Source organism: Variovorax sp. dw_954 (assembly GCF_018449755.1).
Classification (GTDB): Bacteria; Pseudomonadota; Gammaproteobacteria; order Burkholderiales; family Burkholderiaceae_C; genus Variovorax.
Window position 1 is genome coordinate 26314 of the sequence record NZ_JAAVVD010000019.1, and the last position, 17557, is coordinate 43870.

The 17557-nt window shown below is 64.5% G+C and carries 18 protein-coding genes; 9 read left to right on the forward strand and 9 right to left on the reverse strand.

Annotated elements, in window-relative coordinates; genetic code table 11:
• Positions 1 to 18 precede the first annotated feature (18 nt).
• From HB681_RS25550 to HB681_RS25575, 6 genes are read right to left on the reverse strand one after another with little or no spacing between them, the layout of a single operon-like run.
• Positions 19 to 1467, reverse strand: coding sequence for an enolase C-terminal domain-like protein (locus tag HB681_RS25550; RefSeq protein WP_213957681.1), 1449 nt, complete (start codon positions 1465 to 1467; stop codon positions 19 to 21).
• Positions 1468 to 1512: 45 nt separating this feature from the next.
• The gene (locus HB681_RS25555) at positions 1513 to 2337 is read right to left on the reverse strand and encodes an ABC transporter ATP-binding protein (RefSeq protein WP_213957682.1); all 825 of its coding nucleotides are present in this window, start codon (positions 2335 to 2337) and stop codon (positions 1513 to 1515) included.
• Between the two features lie 10 nt (positions 2338 to 2347).
• On the reverse strand, positions 2348 to 3346 hold the full coding sequence (locus HB681_RS25560) for an ABC transporter substrate-binding protein (protein ID WP_213957683.1): 999 nt from the start codon (positions 3344 to 3346) through the stop codon (positions 2348 to 2350).
• 52 nt (positions 3347 to 3398) lie between these two features.
• Entirely contained in the window at positions 3399 to 4181 is a 783-nt protein-coding gene (locus HB681_RS25565) for an ABC transporter permease (RefSeq protein WP_213957684.1), read from the reverse strand.
• A gap of 1 nt (position 4182) precedes the next feature.
• Entirely contained in the window at positions 4183 to 4920 is a 738-nt protein-coding gene (locus HB681_RS25570) for a phytanoyl-CoA dioxygenase family protein (protein WP_213957685.1), read from the reverse strand.
• Positions 4921 to 4971: 51 nt separating this feature from the next.
• Positions 4972 to 5643, reverse strand: a complete 672-nt coding sequence (locus HB681_RS25575; protein ID WP_213957686.1) for a TetR/AcrR family transcriptional regulator — start codon at positions 5641 to 5643, stop codon at positions 4972 to 4974.
• A gap of 172 nt (positions 5644 to 5815) precedes the next feature.
• Between HB681_RS25575 and HB681_RS25580 the strand changes: the two genes are divergently transcribed.
• Positions 5816 to 7516 carry a thiamine pyrophosphate-binding protein gene (locus HB681_RS25580; protein ID WP_213957787.1) on the forward strand — a complete coding sequence of 567 codons (1701 nt, stop codon included), beginning with the start codon at positions 5816 to 5818 and terminating at the stop codon, positions 7514 to 7516.
• 86 nt (positions 7517 to 7602) lie between these two features.
• Here the strand turns inward: HB681_RS25580 and HB681_RS25585 are convergent, their stop codons facing one another.
• Both HB681_RS25585 and HB681_RS25590 read right to left on the reverse strand, forming a co-directional pair.
• The gene (locus HB681_RS25585; protein ID WP_213957788.1) at positions 7603 to 8052 is read right to left on the reverse strand and encodes an SWIB/MDM2 domain-containing protein; all 450 of its coding nucleotides are present in this window, start codon (positions 8050 to 8052) and stop codon (positions 7603 to 7605) included.
• 157 nt (positions 8053 to 8209) lie between these two features.
• Positions 8210 to 9130 (reverse strand): DMT family transporter, encoded by a 921-nt coding sequence (locus tag HB681_RS25590; protein WP_345944745.1) that lies wholly within the window; start codon positions 9128 to 9130, stop codon positions 8210 to 8212.
• A gap of 33 nt (positions 9131 to 9163) precedes the next feature.
• Here HB681_RS25590 and HB681_RS25595 point away from each other — a divergent pair, with 33 nt between their 5' ends.
• Together HB681_RS25595 and aceA are read left to right on the forward strand one after the other, a co-directional pair.
• Entirely contained in the window at positions 9164 to 9562 is a 399-nt protein-coding gene (locus HB681_RS25595) for a gamma-glutamylcyclotransferase family protein (RefSeq protein WP_345944746.1), read from the forward strand.
• A 256-nt stretch (positions 9563 to 9818) separates the two neighbouring features.
• The gene (gene aceA / locus HB681_RS25600) at positions 9819 to 11150 is read left to right on the forward strand and encodes an isocitrate lyase (protein ID WP_213957687.1); all 1332 of its coding nucleotides are present in this window, start codon (positions 9819 to 9821) and stop codon (positions 11148 to 11150) included.
• Positions 11151 to 11290: 140 nt separating this feature from the next.
• On the opposite strand, the gene HB681_RS25605 is transcribed toward aceA, so the two are convergent.
• Entirely contained in the window at positions 11291 to 12253 is a 963-nt protein-coding gene (locus HB681_RS25605; protein ID WP_213957688.1) for a helix-turn-helix domain-containing protein, read from the reverse strand.
• Positions 12254 to 12373: 120 nt separating this feature from the next.
• Between HB681_RS25605 and HB681_RS25610 the strand changes: the two genes are divergently transcribed.
• From HB681_RS25610 to pheS, 6 genes are all read left to right on the forward strand, one after another.
• Positions 12374 to 12676 carry an antibiotic biosynthesis monooxygenase gene (locus HB681_RS25610; RefSeq protein WP_213957689.1) on the forward strand — a complete coding sequence of 101 codons (303 nt, stop codon included), beginning with the start codon at positions 12374 to 12376 and terminating at the stop codon, positions 12674 to 12676.
• A gap of 320 nt (positions 12677 to 12996) precedes the next feature.
• A complete protein-coding gene (gene thrS, locus HB681_RS25615) occupies positions 12997 to 14904 on the forward strand; it encodes a threonine--tRNA ligase (protein ID WP_213957690.1) in 1908 nt (635 codons plus the stop codon).
• A 76-nt stretch (positions 14905 to 14980) separates the two neighbouring features.
• Positions 14981 to 15586, forward strand: coding sequence for a translation initiation factor IF-3 (infC, locus tag HB681_RS25620; protein WP_213957791.1), 606 nt, complete (start codon positions 14981 to 14983; stop codon positions 15584 to 15586).
• A 185-nt stretch (positions 15587 to 15771) separates the two neighbouring features.
• Positions 15772 to 15975 carry a 50S ribosomal protein L35 gene (gene rpmI / locus HB681_RS25625; RefSeq protein WP_132733279.1) on the forward strand — a complete coding sequence of 68 codons (204 nt, stop codon included), beginning with the start codon at positions 15772 to 15774 and terminating at the stop codon, positions 15973 to 15975.
• Between the two features lie 24 nt (positions 15976 to 15999).
• Positions 16000 to 16359: a 50S ribosomal protein L20 gene (gene rplT / locus HB681_RS25630; RefSeq protein WP_213957691.1), complete on the forward strand. Its 360-nt coding sequence runs from the start codon at positions 16000 to 16002 to the stop codon at positions 16357 to 16359.
• Positions 16360 to 16480: 121 nt separating this feature from the next.
• Entirely contained in the window at positions 16481 to 17551 is a 1071-nt protein-coding gene (gene pheS, locus HB681_RS25635) for a phenylalanine--tRNA ligase subunit alpha (RefSeq protein ID WP_213957692.1), read from the forward strand.
• The last annotated feature ends 6 nt before the right edge of the window (positions 17552 to 17557 follow it).

Here is a 17557-nt window from a genome sequence, read left to right on the forward strand (position 1 = left end):
ATGTCTCCGGGGTTGGAACTAGACAAGCAGTGGCGCGTCGGCCAGGGGGCGCAGGCTGTCGAAGTCGGGAATGGCGCTGGAGGCGAAGCCCGTGCGGGCGAGCGAGCCGATCGCGATGCGGCCGTCCTGGATGGCGAGCCGCGCGCGCCCCGATGACGCTTCGTACAAGCCCATGTGCGCGACGGCGAAAGCAATCTGCTCCTGCTCCGGCGCATCGCCGAAACCGTCGACGTAGTGATGGCCATTGCGCTCGCAATGGCTCAGGCCGAGCAGCGCGGCCAGCGCCAGGTCCTGCTGCACCGCCAGGCCGGCCTGGCAGGTCAGGTCTTCGGCGGACATGAAGTAGCGGGGACCTTCGGGCGCGTGTGCGTTCCACTTGTCGCAGCGGGCGCGGTTGATGATCGCCTTGTAGAGGCCCTTGCAGCCTTTGCTCGATACGCCGCGCCATCCCGCCTTGCGGCCGGCCGGAAAGGCGTCGAGCGAGCCGTCGGCTTCGTCGAGCAACAGGGGCGCGGGGCTGTCGAGCGATGCGAGATCGGCCTCCAGGCTGGCGTCGCGGGCGAGCGGTTGCTCGATGTAGAGCAGCGTGTCGGGCCGCGCCGCGAACCGGGGCATGGCACGCAAGCCTTCGCACAGCGCGGCGAGTGCGTCGGTGCCGGGATATTGCTCGTTGCCGTCGAGCGTGAAGCAATGGCCCGGCTGCACGGCGTCCAGCGTGGCCAGCACCGCATCGAGGCGTGCCAGGTCGGTGGCCACGTCGCCACCGAGCTTGATCTTGAAATGGCGATGACCGTAGCGGCGCACGATGGCAGGCAGGCCCACGGGCAGCGCGGCCGGGTCGCCCGCGAGGCCATCGTCGTCCAGCGCATCGAGCATGCCGATGGTGTGGCGGGCGTGCAGGGTCGTCGAGGGCACGAGGGTCCCGAGCCAGTTGCTCCAGTCCCAGTCGGCCATGTCGGCGGCAATGGCCGTGTCGGTGAAGCCGACCAGGTTGCGCTGGATGGCGCCGTACACGGAGCTTCGCGTGGCGCGGCACAGCGCATCGAGTACCGCGCGGTCGAGCACGGCCTGGCCGTAGGCGGTGGAAAGCTCGGTCGAATCGCGAAAGGCGCCTTCGGCCATCAGCTCGGCGTAGTGGCGTTCGAACAGGCCGAAGGCGGGCTGCGCGGCGCTGTGGGTGTAGGCGTCGGCCGCGGCGGCCACGGCCAGTTGCAGGTCGCGCACGTTGCCGGCATGGCTCGGGCCGCTGCGCTTGTCGAACCAGCGCGGCACCATCATCTCGGCAGCCCACCCGGTCGTGGTGCCCTGCGGGCCGCAGTCCACGACCGCACGCACGAAGAGTTGCGGGCAGCGCGTGAGCGTGGCGGCGCCGAACTTGAAGGGCAGGCGCAGGTGCATCGGGCGCACGCCGCAGTCCACTGCGAGCACGCGCACCTTGGGTGCGGTAGCGATGGATGTGTCAGCCATGCGTGTTCTTCAGGATGCGGCAGGGGCCTGGGGGGCGGGCGCCGTTCAATCGAGGTGGCCCTGCGCGAAGAAATGCGCTCGCAGCGTCCTGGCATGGGCCGCGAACTTTGCGCTGCCCATCACGTCGAGCGCGCGCGGGCGCGGCAGGTCGATGTCGTACACCGCGGCGAACCGGCCGGGCCGCTCGGTCATCACGAAGACGCGGTCCGACAGGAAGATCGCCTCCGGGATGCTGTGCGTGATGAGCAGCACGGTCTTGCCCGCGGCCATCCAGATGCGTTGCAGCTCGACGTTCATCTTCTCGCGCGTCATCGCGTCGAGTGCGCCGAAGGGCTCGTCCATCAGCAACACCGGCGGGTCGTGCAGCAAGGCGCGCAGGATCGCGACGCGCTGCTGCATGCCGCCCGAAAGCTGCCAGGGGTACTTGTTCTCGAAGCCTTGCAGGCCGGCCATGGTCATCAGCTTGTCGGCCCGATCGCGCGCGGCAGCCTTGGGCAGGCCGCGGATCTCCGCCTGCAGCAGGATGTTGTCGATCACCGTGCGCCAGGGCAGCAGCAAGGCGCTCTGGAACACGATGCCGACATCGGTCTGCGGCCCGCGCACCACCTTGCCCGAGAGCTCCAACTCGCCGCCACTGATCGGCAGCAGGCCGGCCACCATCTTCATGAGCGTGCTCTTGCCGCAGCCCGAAGGTCCGATGACCGAGACGAATTCGCCGGCGCGGATCTGGAAGTCGAGCGGCTTCAGCGTCTCCACATCGCCTTCGCGCGTGCGGTAGGTCTTGCTGACGCCGCGCCCCTCGATCAGCACGGGCGCGAGCACCTGCGCCGCGCGCTCGGCGGGGTCGAGCGGGATGACGACGGCGGTCATGCCGCGCGACTCATCGCGGCAGGAAATCGTTCGTCACCCAGTCCTCCGCCTTGCCGCGCGACGCGGCCTCCAGCCCACCGTATTGCACCAGCAGGTCGAGTGACTCGTTGATGTCCTTCATCGATGCACGCAGCGGGCGCTGCGACTTCGTCTCGGCCGAGTGGTAGAGCGGCGTGGTCAGCTTGATGCCGACGATGAGCGTGTCGCGCTGGCCCGCCTTGCTGTTGGCGGCGAGCATGGCGTCGATCGCGGCTTCGGGCGCCTTCTCCGTCTCTTCGAAGGCCTTGGTCGTGGCGCGCATGAAGCGCTTCACCAGGTCGGGCTTGCTGGTCAGCGTGTCCTTGTGCGCCACGATGCCGGAGCTGACCAGCGTCACGCCGTAGTCCGCGAAGCGGATCACGGTCACCGGCTTCTTGGTCGCGTCCTGCACCTTGATGTTCTGGTCCATCACATAGCCCAGCAGCAGGTCGGCCTGGCCGTTGATGACGGCGTTGAGCTTGGTCTGCGCGTCGCCCGAGACCACCTTGTACTGCCCCTCCTGCAAGCCCGTCTTCTTCAGGAAAAGCGGCCAGATCTGGCTCATCGAATCGCCGGGCGTCATGGCCACCGTCTTGCCGACGATGTCCTGCGGCGTCTTGATGTTCTTCTCGCTGAACCCCATGGCCGCCATCGGGCTCACCTGCAAGGCGACGCCGACGGCCTTCACCGGCGCGCCCTTGGTCGCGGCCTTGATCATGGTCGGCACGTCGACATAGCCGAAGGTGGCCGAGTTCGCCGCCACCGCCTGGATCGACACGGCCGAGCCGCGGCCCTCCTGGATGTCGAGGTCGATGCCTTCCGCTTCATAGAGCCCCTTGGCCTTGCCGATGAAGAAGGGCGCATGCTCGCTGTACACATACCAGTTGAGCAGCAGGGTCACCTTGTCGCGCGGCTGCGCCATCGCACCTGGTGCCAGCCCCGCTGCCAGTGCGGCGGCGGCCACCATTCGAATCCAGTTGCGACGTTCCATGCTGTGTCTCCTGTAGGTTGAGGTTGCGAAAAGGGATACCGAATGGGGGCGGTCAGGCCGTGGCCTGCTGCACGTCATGCCGCTGCGACGCGTGCCAGGGCATCAGCCAGCGCTCGATCAGCTCGACGATGAGGAACAGCACCACGCCCATCATCGACAGGACCACCAGCGCGGCGAACATGAGCGGCAGGTCGAAGGTGCCGGTCGCGCGCTGCAACACGAAGCCGATGCCCGAGTTGGAGCCGACGAACTCGCCCACCACCGCGCCGACCACGGCCAGCGTGACCGACACCTTGAGCCCGCTGAAGATGGCCGGCAGCGCATGCGGCAGGCGGAACTTGAGGAAGATCTTGAGCCCGTTGGCGCCCATCGAACGCGCCAGGTCGATCACATCGGGCTCGACCGACTTGAAGCCCTGCACCGTCGACACCACCACCGGGAAGAATCCCAGCAGGAAGGCCGCAATCACCTTCGGCACGATGCCGAAGCCGAACCACACCACGAACAGCGGCGCGATCGCCACCTTCGGCACCGACTGCGAGAACACCAGCAGCGGATAGACGAAGCTCTCGACCAGCCGCGAGTAGGCGATCCACATCGCGATCGGCACGCCGATGATGGCGGAGAGCGCAAAGCCGCCGAGCGTTGCATAGAGCGTCGGCATCATCTCGCGCAGCAGCATCGGCCATTCGGCGAACAACTGCTTGACCACCGCGAGCGGTGGCGGGATCAGGTAGGGCGGGATCTTGAATACCCGGATCGCGATGTCCCACAGCACCAGCAGGATCAGGATCAGCCAGAACGGCCGCGTCGCCGGATGCATCCAGTGCCTCATGTCATGACACCCGGAACTTCAAGGAATGGTCGTAGGGCAGGGCGGGGTGGTCGAAGCTGTTCCCATCGCTCACGAAGTGCAATGCGCAGGCGCGGCGCCACTTGTTGCTGTTGTTCGAACCCGAGCAGTGGAAGGTGTTGCCGTGATGAAAGCTCACGCCGCCCTTGCGCACCGGCGCCGGCACCATGGGCTGGCGCGCCAGGATGTCCGTTGGAATCTGCAGGTTGAACGGCTCCCCCTCCGGCGCGAAGTGCGCATAGACCGGCCCCAGGTTCGTCCCGTCGCCGAAGTAGAGGCAGCCGTTTTCCAGCGTCGCATCGTCGAGCGCGATCCATGCTGTCACCACGCCTTCCGGGTCGGCAGGGCCGAAGTAGAAGTTGTCCTGGTGCGCCGGCTTGGGGCCGCCGCCTTCCGGCGGCTTGAAGAAGATCTGGCTGAAGTACACCGACACGCCCGGCCCGATGAAGGCTTCCACCAGGTCGAGCAGCCGGCGATCGCGCGCCAGCGCCTGCACCGCAGGTCGATGCGCATGCGGGTTGTCCAGCTTGCGCAGCACCGTCCGCGCGGTCACGCCGCCGTCGATGTACCAGCTGCGCTGCTCCGCCGGCAGCGTCTGCAGGAAGGACTCGCCCCATTGCTCGATGTCGCGCACGACGCTGTCCATCTCGTCGGACGGGAACACGCCGTTCACCGTCAGGTGGCCGTGATGCCGGTAATACGCTGCGTCGTACGAATCCATTCGGTCTCCGCTCTTGTCGTTAACTCCCTGGTGAACTGCCGCCCGCCGTTGCTATTTGCGCAACAGGTACCCCATCACCACATCCGTCATGTGCGAAAGCCGCTCCGACAGCGCCGCGGGCGTGCGCAGGTCGCGCCCGAAGATCGTCGACAGCGTCGGGTTGTTCGACAGGTAGAAGTAGCAAAGCGCCGCGATCGAGATGTAGAGCTGCACCGGGTCCACACCTTCCCGGAACAAGCCTTCGCGCTGGCCGCGCTCCACCACGTCGCGCAGCAACTGCACCAGCGGCGAGTTCATTTCCTGGATATGCGATGAGCGCTGCAGGTGACTCGCGCGATGCAGGTTCTCGCTGTTGAGCAAGGCCAGGAACTCCGGGTGCTCGAGGTAGTAGTCCCAGGTGAATTCCACGAGCCGGCGCACGGCCGTGGCGGGCTCCAGGTTCTCCAGCCGCAGCGTGCGCTCGGCCGCGCGGATGCGCGCATAGGTGTCCTCGAGCACCGAGAGAAAAAGCAGTTCCTTGCTCTCGAAGTAGTAGTACACCAGCCGCTTGTTGACCCTCGCCAGCGCGGCGATGCGTTCCATGCGCGCACCGCCCAGGCCGGCCGTCGAGAACTCCTGCGTGGCAGCCTTCAGGATCTCCTGCTGCGTCCGGTCCGCGTTGCGGCTGCGCAGTTCGGCAGGGGCTGCGTCAGTCGTCGACAACAGGGTTGCGGGACTCAACATGGCGGCCATAATTCACCGCATCGTGAATAGCTGCCACATCGTTTTCCCGAGGGGCCACGGTGAATTGCACGCTCCCGATAATCGGCCACCACTTCAAGAGGCCCGCGTGACACAAGCCAACCCCACTCTCCCGCAAGACGCCGTTGCCGGTGCAGCCGTTCCATCGTCCGTCATGGCTGGCCACCTGCTCGTGTCGTGCCTCGTCGCGCAAGGCGTCACACACGCCTTCGGTGTGCCCGGCGAAAGCTTCCTTGCCGTGCTCGACGGCTTTCATGCGCACGGCGATTCGATCCGCTTCATCGTCAACCGGCAGGAGGGCGGCGCCGCTTTCATGGCCGACGCGCATGCGCGCATCACCGGGCGGCCGGGCATCTGCTTCGTCACGCGCGGGCCGGGCGCAACCAATGCATCGATCGGCGTGCACAACGCGTTCCAGGACTCCACGCCGATGGTGCTGTTCATCGGCGATGTGGGCAGCGACTTCCGCGATCGTGAAGCCTTCCAGGAGGTCGACTACGGCAGCTTCTTCGGGCCCAGCACCAAGGGCTTTGCCAAGCGCGTCGAACGCATCGACGACGCCAGCCGCATCCCCGAGTACGTTGCGCGTGCCTTCTCCACCGCGATGAACGGGCGGCCCGGCCCCGTCGTGCTGGTGCTGCCGGAGGACATGCTGCGCTCGATGACGACGGCGCAACCCCTGCCGCGCGTGAAGGCGGTGCAGCCGTGGAGCGACCCGGGCGCGTTGCGCACGCTGCGCGAGTTGCTGCTGGAATCGAAGCGCCCCTTCGTCATCGCCGGCGGCAGTGGCTGGACACCGCAGGCGGCCCAGGCCCTGCAGCGCTTTGCCGAGAACTGGCAACTGCCTGTGGGCAATGCCTTCCGCTTCCAGGACACGTTCGACAACCACCATGCGCTCTACGCCGGCGACGTCGGCATTGCCATCAACCCCAGGCTCGCGCAGCGCGTGAAGGACAGCGACCTGGTCATCGCCATCGGCCCGCGCCTGGGCGAGATGACGACCAGCGGCTACACCCTGCTCGAAGCGCCCAGGCCGAAGCAGAAGCTGGTGCACATCCACGCCAGCGCCGAGGAACTCAACCGCGTCTACCAGGCCGACCTCGCCATCAACGCCGGCATGAGCGCCGCGGCCCGCAGCCTTGAGGTGCTCACGGCGCCGCCGGAACTGCCCTGGCAAACCTGGACCGATGCGGCCCATGCCGACTATCTCGCCAACCTGCAGCCGCAGCCGCTGCCCGGACTCCCGCCCGCGGCCCCGCGCGGCGCGGTCGACATGGCGGCCGTCGTCGCACTGCTGCAGCAGCACCTGCCGCATGACGCCGCGATCACCAATGGCGCGGGCAACTTCGCGAGCTGGGTGCACCGCTTCTTCCGCTATCACGGGCTCGTGAAGGGCCACAAGACGCAGCTCGCGCCGACCAGCGGCGCCATGGGCTACGGCGTTCCCGCGGGCATTGCCGCAAACCTCGTGAGCGGGCGAATCGCCTTCACCATCGCCGGCGACGGAGACTTCCTCATGAACGGGCAGGAGCTTGCGACGGCATCGCAGCACGGCGGCAAGAGCATCATCGTCCTGCTCAACAATGGCATGTTTGGAACCATCCGCATGCACCAGGAGCGCGAGTACCCCACCAACGTGAGCGGCACGGCGCTGCGCAACCCGGACTTCTGCGCGCTCGCACGCGCCTATGGCTACGCGGCCGAGCGGGTGACCGCCACCGACCAGTTCGAGGCGGCGCTGCTGCGTGCATTGAAGGCCGACACCGGCACGCTGATCGAGATACCGCTCGACCCCGAGATCATCACCACGCGCGGCACCTTGAGCGGCATCACGAAGGCGGCGTTGGGGAAGTGAAGCACCGCTGAAGAGCGGTCACCCCCAAACGAAAAAAAGCCGGCGCAAGGCCGGCTCTTCGGGCAGGCGCACGAAGCGCCTACGGCTTACTTGACGTGCTTGCCGATCAGCGAAGCGAGCTCGAACATCGACACTTGCGGCTTGCCGAAGATTTCCTTCAGCTTGGCGTCGGCGTTGATGTTGCGCTTGTTGGCCTTGTCCTGAAGGTTGTTCTTCTTGATGTAGTCCCACAGCTTGCTGACCACGGCAGTGCGCGGCAGCGGGGTGGAACCGACCACAGCGGCGAGTGCCGGACTGGGGGTCAAGGCCTTCATGAACGCAGCGTTGGGGGTGCGCTTCTTGGCGGGAGCCGCCTTCTTTGCCGGTGCGGCCTTCTTGGCCGGAGCTGCTGCCTTCTTCGCGGGTGCAGCAGCCTTCTTCGCCGGGGCCGCCTTCTTTGCAGGAGCAGCCTTCTTTGCCGGAGCAGCCGCTTTCTTTGCCGGTGCGGCCTTCTTTGCGGGAGCCTTTTTGGCCGGAGCCTTCTTTGCAGTTGCCATGATTGATTTCCTTGTTTTGGATGAGATATTCACCAATGAAAAACAGAGCATCCACTGGTAGTGCGGATGCTAAATGAGAAAAAACGCGTTTCCAAGGGAAATGAGGGTTTTTTCATTGGGAGATGTTGTTTTTTCAGAGGAGAGAAGACCCCTCGCTTCACCCTCGGCGCGCGGGCCATGTCGCGAGTACCACGCCGAGTAGTGCAAGTGCGAACGCCAGCACCTGCAATTGCGACAGTGTTTCCCCTAACACCAGCACGCCGACCAGTGCCGCGCTGACCGGCAACATCACCGCGAACACGCCCGCCTTCGCTGCCGGAACGTGGCGCAGCCCGGTCATCCAGAGCCACACCGTCCAGATGCTCGCGGCCAGTGCATAGGCCACGAGCAGCAGCCACGTGCCTGCATGCACGGCGCCAAAGTCGAAGCGCAATGCAAGCCAGATGCCGAACGGTGTCGAGAGCACGAAGCCCCAGAGATTGATCAGCGACGAGATGCGCCGCGGTCCGAGTCGCCCCGTCAGCGACTTGCCGATGACCGCATAGGCTGCTTCGCAGAGCACCGCGCAGAACACCAGCAGGTTGCCCAGCCACGGCATCGCGACCTTCGGTGCGTCCGGCGCGGCAGCGTGCGCCGGCGTGAGCGCGAGCAGGCCGATGCCCACGGCCGCACAGCCGATCGCCGTCACGATGCGCGCGGTAATGCGCTCGCGCAGGAACATCCAGCTCGCCACCGCGACCACTGCAGGCAGCGACGCCATGATCACGCCCGCCGACACCGCGCTGGTCATGCTCACGCCAAACAGCATGCAGAGCGAAAACATGAAGTTGCCGAGAAAGGATTCGAGGAACACCAGGCCGCGCGTGCGCCGCGTCATCGGCGGTTCGTCGGCTGGGCGGCGCAACCAGTGCGGCATCGCGAGCCCCGCGATGCCAAAGCGCAGCCACGCCAGCAGCAACACGGGAAAAGTCGCGACCAATGGCTTGGAAAGGGCAACGTAGCAGCCGACGAGCGACATGCTGAGCGCGAGACAGCCGTACGCGAGCAAGCGCTGGCCGTTGGTGCGTGGGGTGTTCAATAGACTGCGAGCCGTTCAGACAAAAGAGATTCGATGATGCCGCAGCCAGCCCTCGCAGCCCGCCACGTGTTCGTCTACGGCACCCTGCGTGCGGGCGGCAGCAACGACATCGCGCGCTATCACCCGCGGCCCCAGCGCGTGGGCGATGGTGTGATCGCCGGCACGCTGTATGACCTGGGCGCCTATCCCGGCGCCGTGCTGGGTGGTGAGGGAAGCATCCGTGGCGAGGTCTATCGCATCACGCCGGAGGTCGAGGCCGCGCTGGACCTGCTGGAGGGCGTGGCGGCGGACGGCTCCGGCGAATACCTGAAGCGCGAACTCGATGTGATGGTCGGGCCGCAGGGAGTGATGTGCCTGGTCTACGAAATCCATCCCGGCCGCATCGAAGGCCGGACCGCGATCGACAGTGGCGACTGGCTTGCGCGGGGTTGAGCGTCGAAATGTGGCGCGATGCGCGCGTCTTTTTCACGGCAAAGGACGTCATTGCGCATCATGAAAAAGCGCGGTGCTGCGCCGCAATATTTTTTCTCAATATGAGAGAACTCGTTTCACATTGAAGGAAGCGTTCGTAACTTATTGATTTTGTTGAGTGAAATTTATGTCTTCTATAAGACATAAGACTGGTGATTCCAGCTACATTTAATCCCCGAGGCGCCACCGCCGACCCATCAACAACTCTGGAGTGACCATGCCCCAATCCATCACCGAACAACTGAGCCGAGAACAACAAATCGCCGCCCTCGAAAAAGACTGGGCCACCAACCCCCGCTGGAAGGGTGTCAAGCGCGGCTACAGCGCAGCCGACGTCGTGCGCCTGCGCGGCTCGCTGCCGATCGAGCACACGCTGGCCAAGCGCGGCGCCGAGAAGCTCTGGGAAAAGATCAACGGCGGCGCCAAGAAGGGCTACGTCAACGCATTCGGCGCCATCAGCGCCGGCCAAGCGATGCAACAAGCCAAGGCCGGCCTCGAAGCCGTGTACCTGTCGGGCTGGCAAGTCGCTGCCGACGGCAACACGTCTGAGACGATGTACCCCGACCAGTCGCTCTACGCGTACGACTCGGTGCCGACCATGGTCCGTCGCATCAACAACACCTTCAAGCGCGCAGACGAAATCCAGTGGGGCCGCGGCATCAATCCGGGCGACAAGGAATTCATCGACTACTTCCTGCCAGTCGTTGCGGACGCGGAAGCGGGCTTCGGCGGCGTGCTCAACGCCTTCGAACTCATGAAGAACATGATCGCTTCGGGCGCTGCCGGCGTTCACTTCGAAGACCAACTGGCTGCCGTGAAGAAGTGCGGCCACATGGGCGGCAAGGTGCTCGTGCCGACGCAGGAAGCTTGCGAGAAGCTGATCTCGGCCCGCTTCGCAGCCGACGTCATGGGCGTCTCGACCATCGTGCTGGCCCGCACCGATGCGGAAGCCGCCAACCTGATCACGTCGGACCACGACGCGAACGACAAGCCCTTCCTCACCGGCGAGCGCACGCAAGAAGGCTTCTACCGCGTCAAGAACGGCCTGGAGCAAGCGATCAGCCGTGGTGTCGCCTACGCGCCCTACGCCGACCTGGTGTGGTGCGAAACCGGTGTGCCGGACATCGGCTTCGCCCGCGAATTCGCGCAAGCCGTGCACGCCGCCTGCCCGGGCAAGCTGCTGTCGTACAACTGCTCGCCGTCGTTCAACTGGAAAAAGAACCTGAACGACACGCAGATCGCGTCGTTCCAGGAAGACCTGTCGGCACTGGGCTACAAGTACCAGTTCATCACGCTGGCCGGCATCCACATCAACTGGTTCAACACCTTCCAGTTCGCCCACGCATACGCCCGCGGCGAAGGCATGAAGCACTACGTCAACATGGTGCAAGAGCCGGAATTCGCAGCGCGGGACAAGGGCTACACCTTCGTGTCGCACCAGCAGGAAGTCGGCGCTGGCTACTTCGACGACGTGACCACCGTGATCCAGGGCGGTTCGTCGAGCGTCAAGGCGCTGTCGGGCTCGACCGAAGAAGAACAGTTCCACTGATCCGGGTTCGCTGTCACGTTATTCAAGCCCGGCCTGCGCCGGGCTTTTTTTCGTCTGCGGCGTCCATTGCCGGGGGACTCACTGCGCATCGAGGAAGCCTGGAAGAGCGGTCACTGCAAGCTGAGACATTTCCCCCTGCGCTATTCGCTCATGCGCATCTCGCGCACGCCGCGTCCCAGCTTCTGCCGAAGCAGGCTGCGCAACGTGACGCCATCCGCATAGCCGACCAGCCCGGCAATCTGCTCCAGGCTCTTGTCGCTGGTCTTCAGCAGGTGCACCGCGCGCTCGACGCGCAGGTCCTGGAAGTACGAGAGCGGGCTCTTGCCCAGCACCTGTTGCATGCGCCGCGCCAACGTCCGCTTGCTGGTGCCGGCTGCATCGGCCGCGTCGTCCAGCGAGAAACCATCGGCCAGCCGGCCGCGCGCCCAACGTTCGAAGCGCTCCACCAACGGGTCCGAGTGCGCGAGGTGGTCCTGGATCACATAGGCCGATTGAGAAGGCCGCGAGTCGACGATCAGGTAGCGGGCCACCAGCGACGCCAACTCCGGACTGGCTTGCCGCACCAGCCAGAGCGCCATGTCGACGTGGCTCAGCGCGGCACCCGCGGTCACCATGTCGCCGGAGGCCACCACCATGCGCGAGTCGTCGAGTTGCACGGCCGGGTAGCGCTGCCTGAACATCGACGCGAGCCACCAGGTGGTCGTGGCCTTGTGGTGATCGAGCAACCCCGACTCGGCCACCACGAACGTGCCGACGCAGGCCGCCGCAACCTTGCTGCCAGCGCCCACTCCCTCTTTCAATGCGGTGCAAGCATCACGCACATCCGGGCGTTGCAGCGCGGGTGCCAGCACGTCGGGCATCTTGCAGCCCAGCGCGGGCACGATGAACCAGTCGGCTGCGCCTCCATTGGCGAGCCGGGTCACCGGAACCGTGAAGCCTTGCGCGGTGCGCACCCGAGCGCGCATGCCCACCACCGTCAGCTCGAAGCGCGCGACATCGAGTTGCAGCATGCCGGCAAGCTCGTTCGCCGTCGTGAACACGTCGAGCACCGTGGCGAGGCCGGTATCGAATACGCCGTCGAGGACCAAGACTTGGAGCTTCATGGCAATAACGATATCAAAGATGTCAAAAATGCCAATAGCCGCAACCCGCGTGGCTGCCTAGAGTCCACCTTGGGTCGCGCAATACCGCGCGCCGCATCACGCACACGCCGGAGTACCCCCATGATCAAGCTCGCACTGTTCGCCCGCCTCGAAGCCAAGCCCGGCAAGGAGGCCGATGTCGAGAAGTTCCTCGAGACCGGCCTCGCGCTGGCGCATCAGGAAAAGACAACGCCGATCTGGTTCGCACTGCGCCTCGGGCCGACGACATTCGGCGTGTTCGACGCGTTCGCGGACGAGGCCGGCCGGCAGGCTCACCTGAGCGGCCCCATCGCGCAGGCGCTCATGGCAAAGGCCGATGAACTGTTCAGCGAGCCACCGTCGATCCAGCCGATCGAGGTGCTCGGTCTGAAGAACCTTGCCTGATGTCGCGCCACTGAGAGATCGCGATGATCGAGACGAACCTGCGTTGCCGAACGTACAGGCGGTGTCGCGACGGCCGCTTCAGGCAATGCCGCTCAAGTTTGCTTTTTGAGGCGCGCGGCTAGAATGGCGGGCTCTACTCTCAACAAGGGCGAGAAAGGCAATCTGGTTATGACACCGCGAACTACGGCAACCGTTTTCAACGGCTCTTTCCTTCAAGGAAGCGGCCGGTAGCCCGCGCACGCTGGTCTCGACCGGCACCCAGAACCAGCAAAGCGCGGCTCCCACCGCGCTTTTTGCTTTTATCTCCAGAGGTTTTCTTCATGATCCAGATCACGCTCCCCGACAACTCGCAGCGCGAGTTCCCCGGCCCCGTCTCCGTGGCCGAAGTGGCCCAGTCCATCGGCCCCGGCCTAGCCAAGATGACGCTGGCCGGCAAGGTCGACGGCAAGCTGGTCGACGCCAGCGACATCATCGACCACAGCGCCAAGCTCCAGATCATCACGCCGCGCGATGACGAAGGCCTGGAAATCATCCGCCACTCGACGGCCCACCTGGTCGGCCATGCGGTGAAGCAGCTCTACCCGACGGCCAAGATGGTGATCGGCCCGGTGATCGAGGAGGGTTTCTACTACGACATTTCCTACGAGCGCCCCTTTACGCCCGAAGACATGGCCGCCATCGAGGCGCGCATGCGCGAGTTGATCGCGCAGGACTACGACGTCGTCAAGAAGATGACGCCGCGCGCCGATGTCATCGAGGTCTTCAAGTCCCGCGGCGAGGAATACAAGCTGCGTCTGGTCGAGGACATGCCCGACGAGCAGGCCATGGGCCTCTACTACCACCAGGAATACGTCGACATGTGCCGCGGCCCGCACGTGCCGAACACGCGCTTCCTGAAGGTCTTCAAGCTCACGAAGCTGGCCGGCGCCTACTGGCGCGGCGACGCGAAGAACGAGCAGTTGCAGCGCATCTACGGCACGGCCTGGGCCGACAAGAAGCAGCTCGACCAATACATCCAACGCATCGAGGAGGCCGAGAAGCGCGACCACCGCAAGCTCGGCCGCGAGCTCGACCTGTACCACATCGACGAAGTGGCGCCGGGCGTGGTGTTCTGGCACCCGAAGGGCTGGGCGCTGTGGCAGCAGGTCGAGCAGTACATGCGCGCGGTGTACCGCGACACGGGCTACCAGGAAGTGAAGGGCCCGCAGATCCTCGACAAGAGCCTGTGGGAGAAGACGGGCCACTGGCAGAACTACCGCGAGAACATGTTCGTCACGGAGTCGGAAAAGCGCGAATACGCACTCAAGCCGATGAACTGCCCCGGCCACGTGATCATCTTCAAGAGCGACCTGCGCAGCTACCGCGACCTGCCGCTGCGCTACGGCGAGTTCGGCCAGTGCCACCGCAACGAGCCGTCGGGCGGCCTGCACGGCATCATGCGCGTGCGCGGCTTCACGCAGGACGACGGCCACATCTTCTGCACGGAAGACCAGATCCTCCAGGAGTGCATCGACTACACGGTGCAATTGCAGAAGGTCTATGCCGACTTCGGCTTCACGGACATCCTCTACAAGGTCGCCACGCGGCCGGAGAACCGCGTCGGCTCGGATGTGCTGTGGGACAAGGCGGAGCATGCCGTGATGGAGTCGCTGCGCCGCTCCGGCGTCGATTTCGTCATCGCCCCGGGCGACGGCGCCTTCTACGGCCCGAAGATCGAATACACGCTGAAGGACGCGATCGGCCGCCAGTGGCAGTGCGGCACGATGCAGGTCGACTTCAACACGGCCGAACGCCTGGGCGGCGAATACGTCACGGAAACGAGCGGCCGCGCCTTCCCGGTGATGCTGCACCGCGCCATCGTCGGCAGCCTGGAGCGTTTCATCGGCATGTTGGTCGAGCACCATGCCGGCGCCATGCCGGCGTGGCTGGCGCCGGTGCACGTCGCGGTGCTGAATATCAGCGAGGGGCAGGCCGATTACGCCTTCGAAGTAGCCAAAACGCTGCGGAATCAAGGGCTTAGGGTGACGCTTGACCTGCACAACGAGAAGATTACGTATAAAATACGGAAGCATTCGTTGCAAAAGCTCCCTTATATCCTCGTCGTGGGCGACAAGGAAAAGGAAGCAGGTGCCGTCGCAGTGCGCGCTCGAGGCAACAAAGACCTCGGAGTCATGTCGATGCAGGCGTTCTCAGAACTGCTCGCCGAAGACATTCAACACAAACGCTGATTTTGAGATAAACGGTCGCTTGTGCGCGTGGTTGCTACGGTTTTCGCTACAGATTCTGTAGCAAATTGATTGAAGGATTCAGACCATCGCTACTGCATTTCGCGACCGCCGCCACCGCGAGGAACGCCAACACCGCCTTAACCGGGAAATCATGGCCCCGGAAGTCCGCCTTGTCGGCCCGGAAAACGAGCCAATGGGTGTGATGAGCCTCTCCGAGGCATTGCGCCTCGCCGGTGAGGCCGATGTGGATCTGGTGGAGGTCGTCGCGGCGGCCAACCCGCCGGTCTGCCGACTGATCGAGTACGGAAAGTTCAAGTACCACGAGCAGAAGAAGGCAGCCGAAGCGAAGTCGAAGCAGAAGGTCATCGAGGTCAAGGAAATCAAGTTCCGGCCCGGTACCGACGATGGTGACTACAACATCAAGATGCGCAACATCCGGCGCTTTCTTGAGGACGGCGACAAATGCAAGATCACGCTGCGCTTCCGCGGCCGCGAGATCACGCACCAGGAGCTGGGTCTGGCACTCTTGCAGCGCATTCGCGACGAGTTGGGTGACACGATCATGGTCGAGCAGTTTCCGAAGCTCGAAGGCCGGCAGATGATCATGATGATCGCGCCGGGCCGCAAGAAGGCCGGTGGGGCTGCACCGAAGGCCACGACCGAGCCGGCAGCCGCCGCTTGATCGTCAAAGTTCGGTCGGGCTGAACTTGCCGAAGTGTTTCGGCATCGCTCAGTTCGAACGGCAGATAAGTTTTGCAGGGATTTCGCGCCGGCCGCAAGGCGGGCGTGGGATGAAGAAGTGTCTCGGGGCCAACAAGCATGCGGAGCATCCGCATCGCCTCACGAGCACAATTTAAGGAGCATTCAATGCCCAAAATGAAGACCAAGAGCAGCGCGAAAAAACGTTTCCGCGTTCGTCCCGGTGGCACCGTCAAGCGCGGTCAAGCCTTCAAGCGTCACATCCTGACCAAGAAGACCACCAAGAACAAGCGCCATCTGCGCGGTGCAGTGACGGTTCATGAAACCAACATGGTTTCGATGGCCGCCATGTTGCCCGGCATGGGCATTTAATCAAGACGAACAAGGAGTACTCACATGCCTCGCGTCAAACGTGGTGTAACGGCTCGCGCCCGCCACAAGAAGGTTCTCAAGCTCGCCAAGGGTTTCCGCGGCCGCCGCGGTAATGTCTATCGCATCGCCAAGCAGGCGGTGATGAAGGCAGGCCAATACGCCTACCGTGACCGCCGCACCAAGAAGCGCGTCTTCCGTCAACTGTGGATCGCGCGTATCAACGCCGCCTCGCGTGAACTGGGCCTGACCTACAGCCAGTTCGCCAACGGCATCCGCAAGGCTGGTATCGAGATCGACCGCAAGGTCCTGGCCGATATCGCCGTGCACGACAAGGCCGCTTTTGCCGGCATCGTGGAGCAGGTCAAGGCCAAGCTGGCTGCTTGATCCTGTATCGCAGATCGCCGTCTTCCCGAAGATGGCGGCTTGTGTCCACGGCCTGAACGGCATTGAGGGCTGGCGCTAGAAATGGCACCAGTCCTTTTTTATTTCCTTCTCCCGAATTTCTATGAACGAGCTGGACACCCTGGTCGACACCGCCCGCGCTGACTTCGCACAAGCGAACGCGCCGGCCGATCTGGAAAACGCCAAGGCACGCTTTCTCGGCAAGGCCGGTCGCATCACCGAATTGATGAAGGGCATGGCCCAGCTGTCGGTTGACGAGAAGAAGTCGCGCGGCGCCGCCATCAACGTGGCCAAGCAGGCGATCGAAGCGGCGTTGAATGCGCGCCGCCAGGCGCTGGCCGATGCGGAGCTCGACGTGCAACTGCGTGCCGAAGCGCTGGACGTGACCTTGCCCGGCCGCCATCGCGTGGGTGGCGGACTGCACCCGGTGAGCCGCACGATGGAGCGTATCGAGGCCATCTTCTCGAGCATGGGCTTCGACGTCGCCGACGGCCCCGAGATCGAGTCCGACTGGCACAGCTTTACCTCGCTCAACAACCCGCCGAATCATCCGGCGCGTTCGATGCAGGACACCTTCTACGTCGACATCGACGGCGAAGACGGCATCCCCTACAACCTGCGCCCGCACACCAGCCCGATGCAGGTCCGCTATGCACACCAGCAGATCAAGAAGCACGCGGCCGTGTTCGAGGCCGCGGAGACCGATCCAAACGTGAAGCCGCCCGAGATTCGCGTGATTGCGCCGGGCCGCACCTACCGCGTCGACAGCGACGCAACGCACTCGCCGATGTTCCACCAGTGCGAAGGCCTGTGGCTGGGAGAGAACGTGAGCTTCAAGGACCTGAAGGTCGTATTCACCGACTTCTGCCGCACCTTCTTCGAGACCGACGACCTCGTGCTGCGCTTCCGCCCCAGCTTTTTTCCGTTCACCGAGCCGAGCGCCGAGATCGACATCCAGTTCCAGAGCGGCCCGCTGGCCGGGCGCTGGCTCGAAGTCGCCGGTTCCGGCCAAGTGCATCCGAACGTCGTGCGCAACATGGGGCTGGACCCCGAGCGCTACATCGGCTTCGCCTTTGGCATGGGCCCGGACCGGCTCACGATGCTGCGCTACGGCGTGAACGACCTGCGCTTGTTCTTCGACGGCGATCTGCGTTTTCTCAGCCAATTCCAGTAACCAGAC

Bases quoted from the DNA above. Each gene is read 5' to 3' on its own strand.
- HB681_RS25565 (WP_213957684.1), bottom strand. From the start codon at position 4,181: ATGAGGCACTGGATGCATCCGGCGACGCGGCCGTTCTGGCTGATCCTG.
- HB681_RS25555 (WP_213957682.1), bottom strand. From the start codon at position 2,337: ATGACCGCCGTCGTCATCCCGCTCGACCCCGCCGAGCGCGCGGCGCAG.
- rpmI (WP_132733279.1), top strand. From the start codon at position 15,772: ATGCCCAAAATGAAGACCAAGAGCAGCGCGAAAAAACGTTTCCGCGTT.
- thrS (WP_213957690.1), top strand. From the start codon at position 12,997: ATGATCCAGATCACGCTCCCCGACAACTCGCAGCGCGAGTTCCCCGGC.
- HB681_RS25575 (WP_213957686.1), bottom strand. From the start codon at position 5,643: ATGTTGAGTCCCGCAACCCTGTTGTCGACGACTGACGCAGCCCCTGCC.
- HB681_RS25610 (WP_213957689.1), top strand. From the start codon at position 12,374: ATGATCAAGCTCGCACTGTTCGCCCGCCTCGAAGCCAAGCCCGGCAAG.
- HB681_RS25585 (WP_213957788.1), bottom strand. From the start codon at position 8,052: ATGGCAACTGCAAAGAAGGCTCCGGCCAAAAAGGCTCCCGCAAAGAAG.
- HB681_RS25595 (WP_345944746.1), top strand. From the start codon at position 9,164: ATGATGCCGCAGCCAGCCCTCGCAGCCCGCCACGTGTTCGTCTACGGC.
- HB681_RS25580 (WP_213957787.1), top strand. From the start codon at position 5,816: ATGGCTGGCCACCTGCTCGTGTCGTGCCTCGTCGCGCAAGGCGTCACA.
- HB681_RS25570 (WP_213957685.1), bottom strand. From the start codon at position 4,920: ATGGATTCGTACGACGCAGCGTATTACCGGCATCACGGCCACCTGACG.
- HB681_RS25605 (WP_213957688.1), bottom strand. From the start codon at position 12,253: ATGAAGCTCCAAGTCTTGGTCCTCGACGGCGTATTCGATACCGGCCTC.
- rplT (WP_213957691.1), top strand. From the start codon at position 16,000: ATGCCTCGCGTCAAACGTGGTGTAACGGCTCGCGCCCGCCACAAGAAG.
- aceA (WP_213957687.1), top strand. From the start codon at position 9,819: ATGCCCCAATCCATCACCGAACAACTGAGCCGAGAACAACAAATCGCC.
- pheS (WP_213957692.1), top strand. From the start codon at position 16,481: ATGAACGAGCTGGACACCCTGGTCGACACCGCCCGCGCTGACTTCGCA.
- HB681_RS25560 (WP_213957683.1), bottom strand. From the start codon at position 3,346: ATGGAACGTCGCAACTGGATTCGAATGGTGGCCGCCGCCGCACTGGCA.
- HB681_RS25550 (WP_213957681.1), bottom strand. From the start codon at position 1,467: ATGGCTGACACATCCATCGCTACCGCACCCAAGGTGCGCGTGCTCGCA.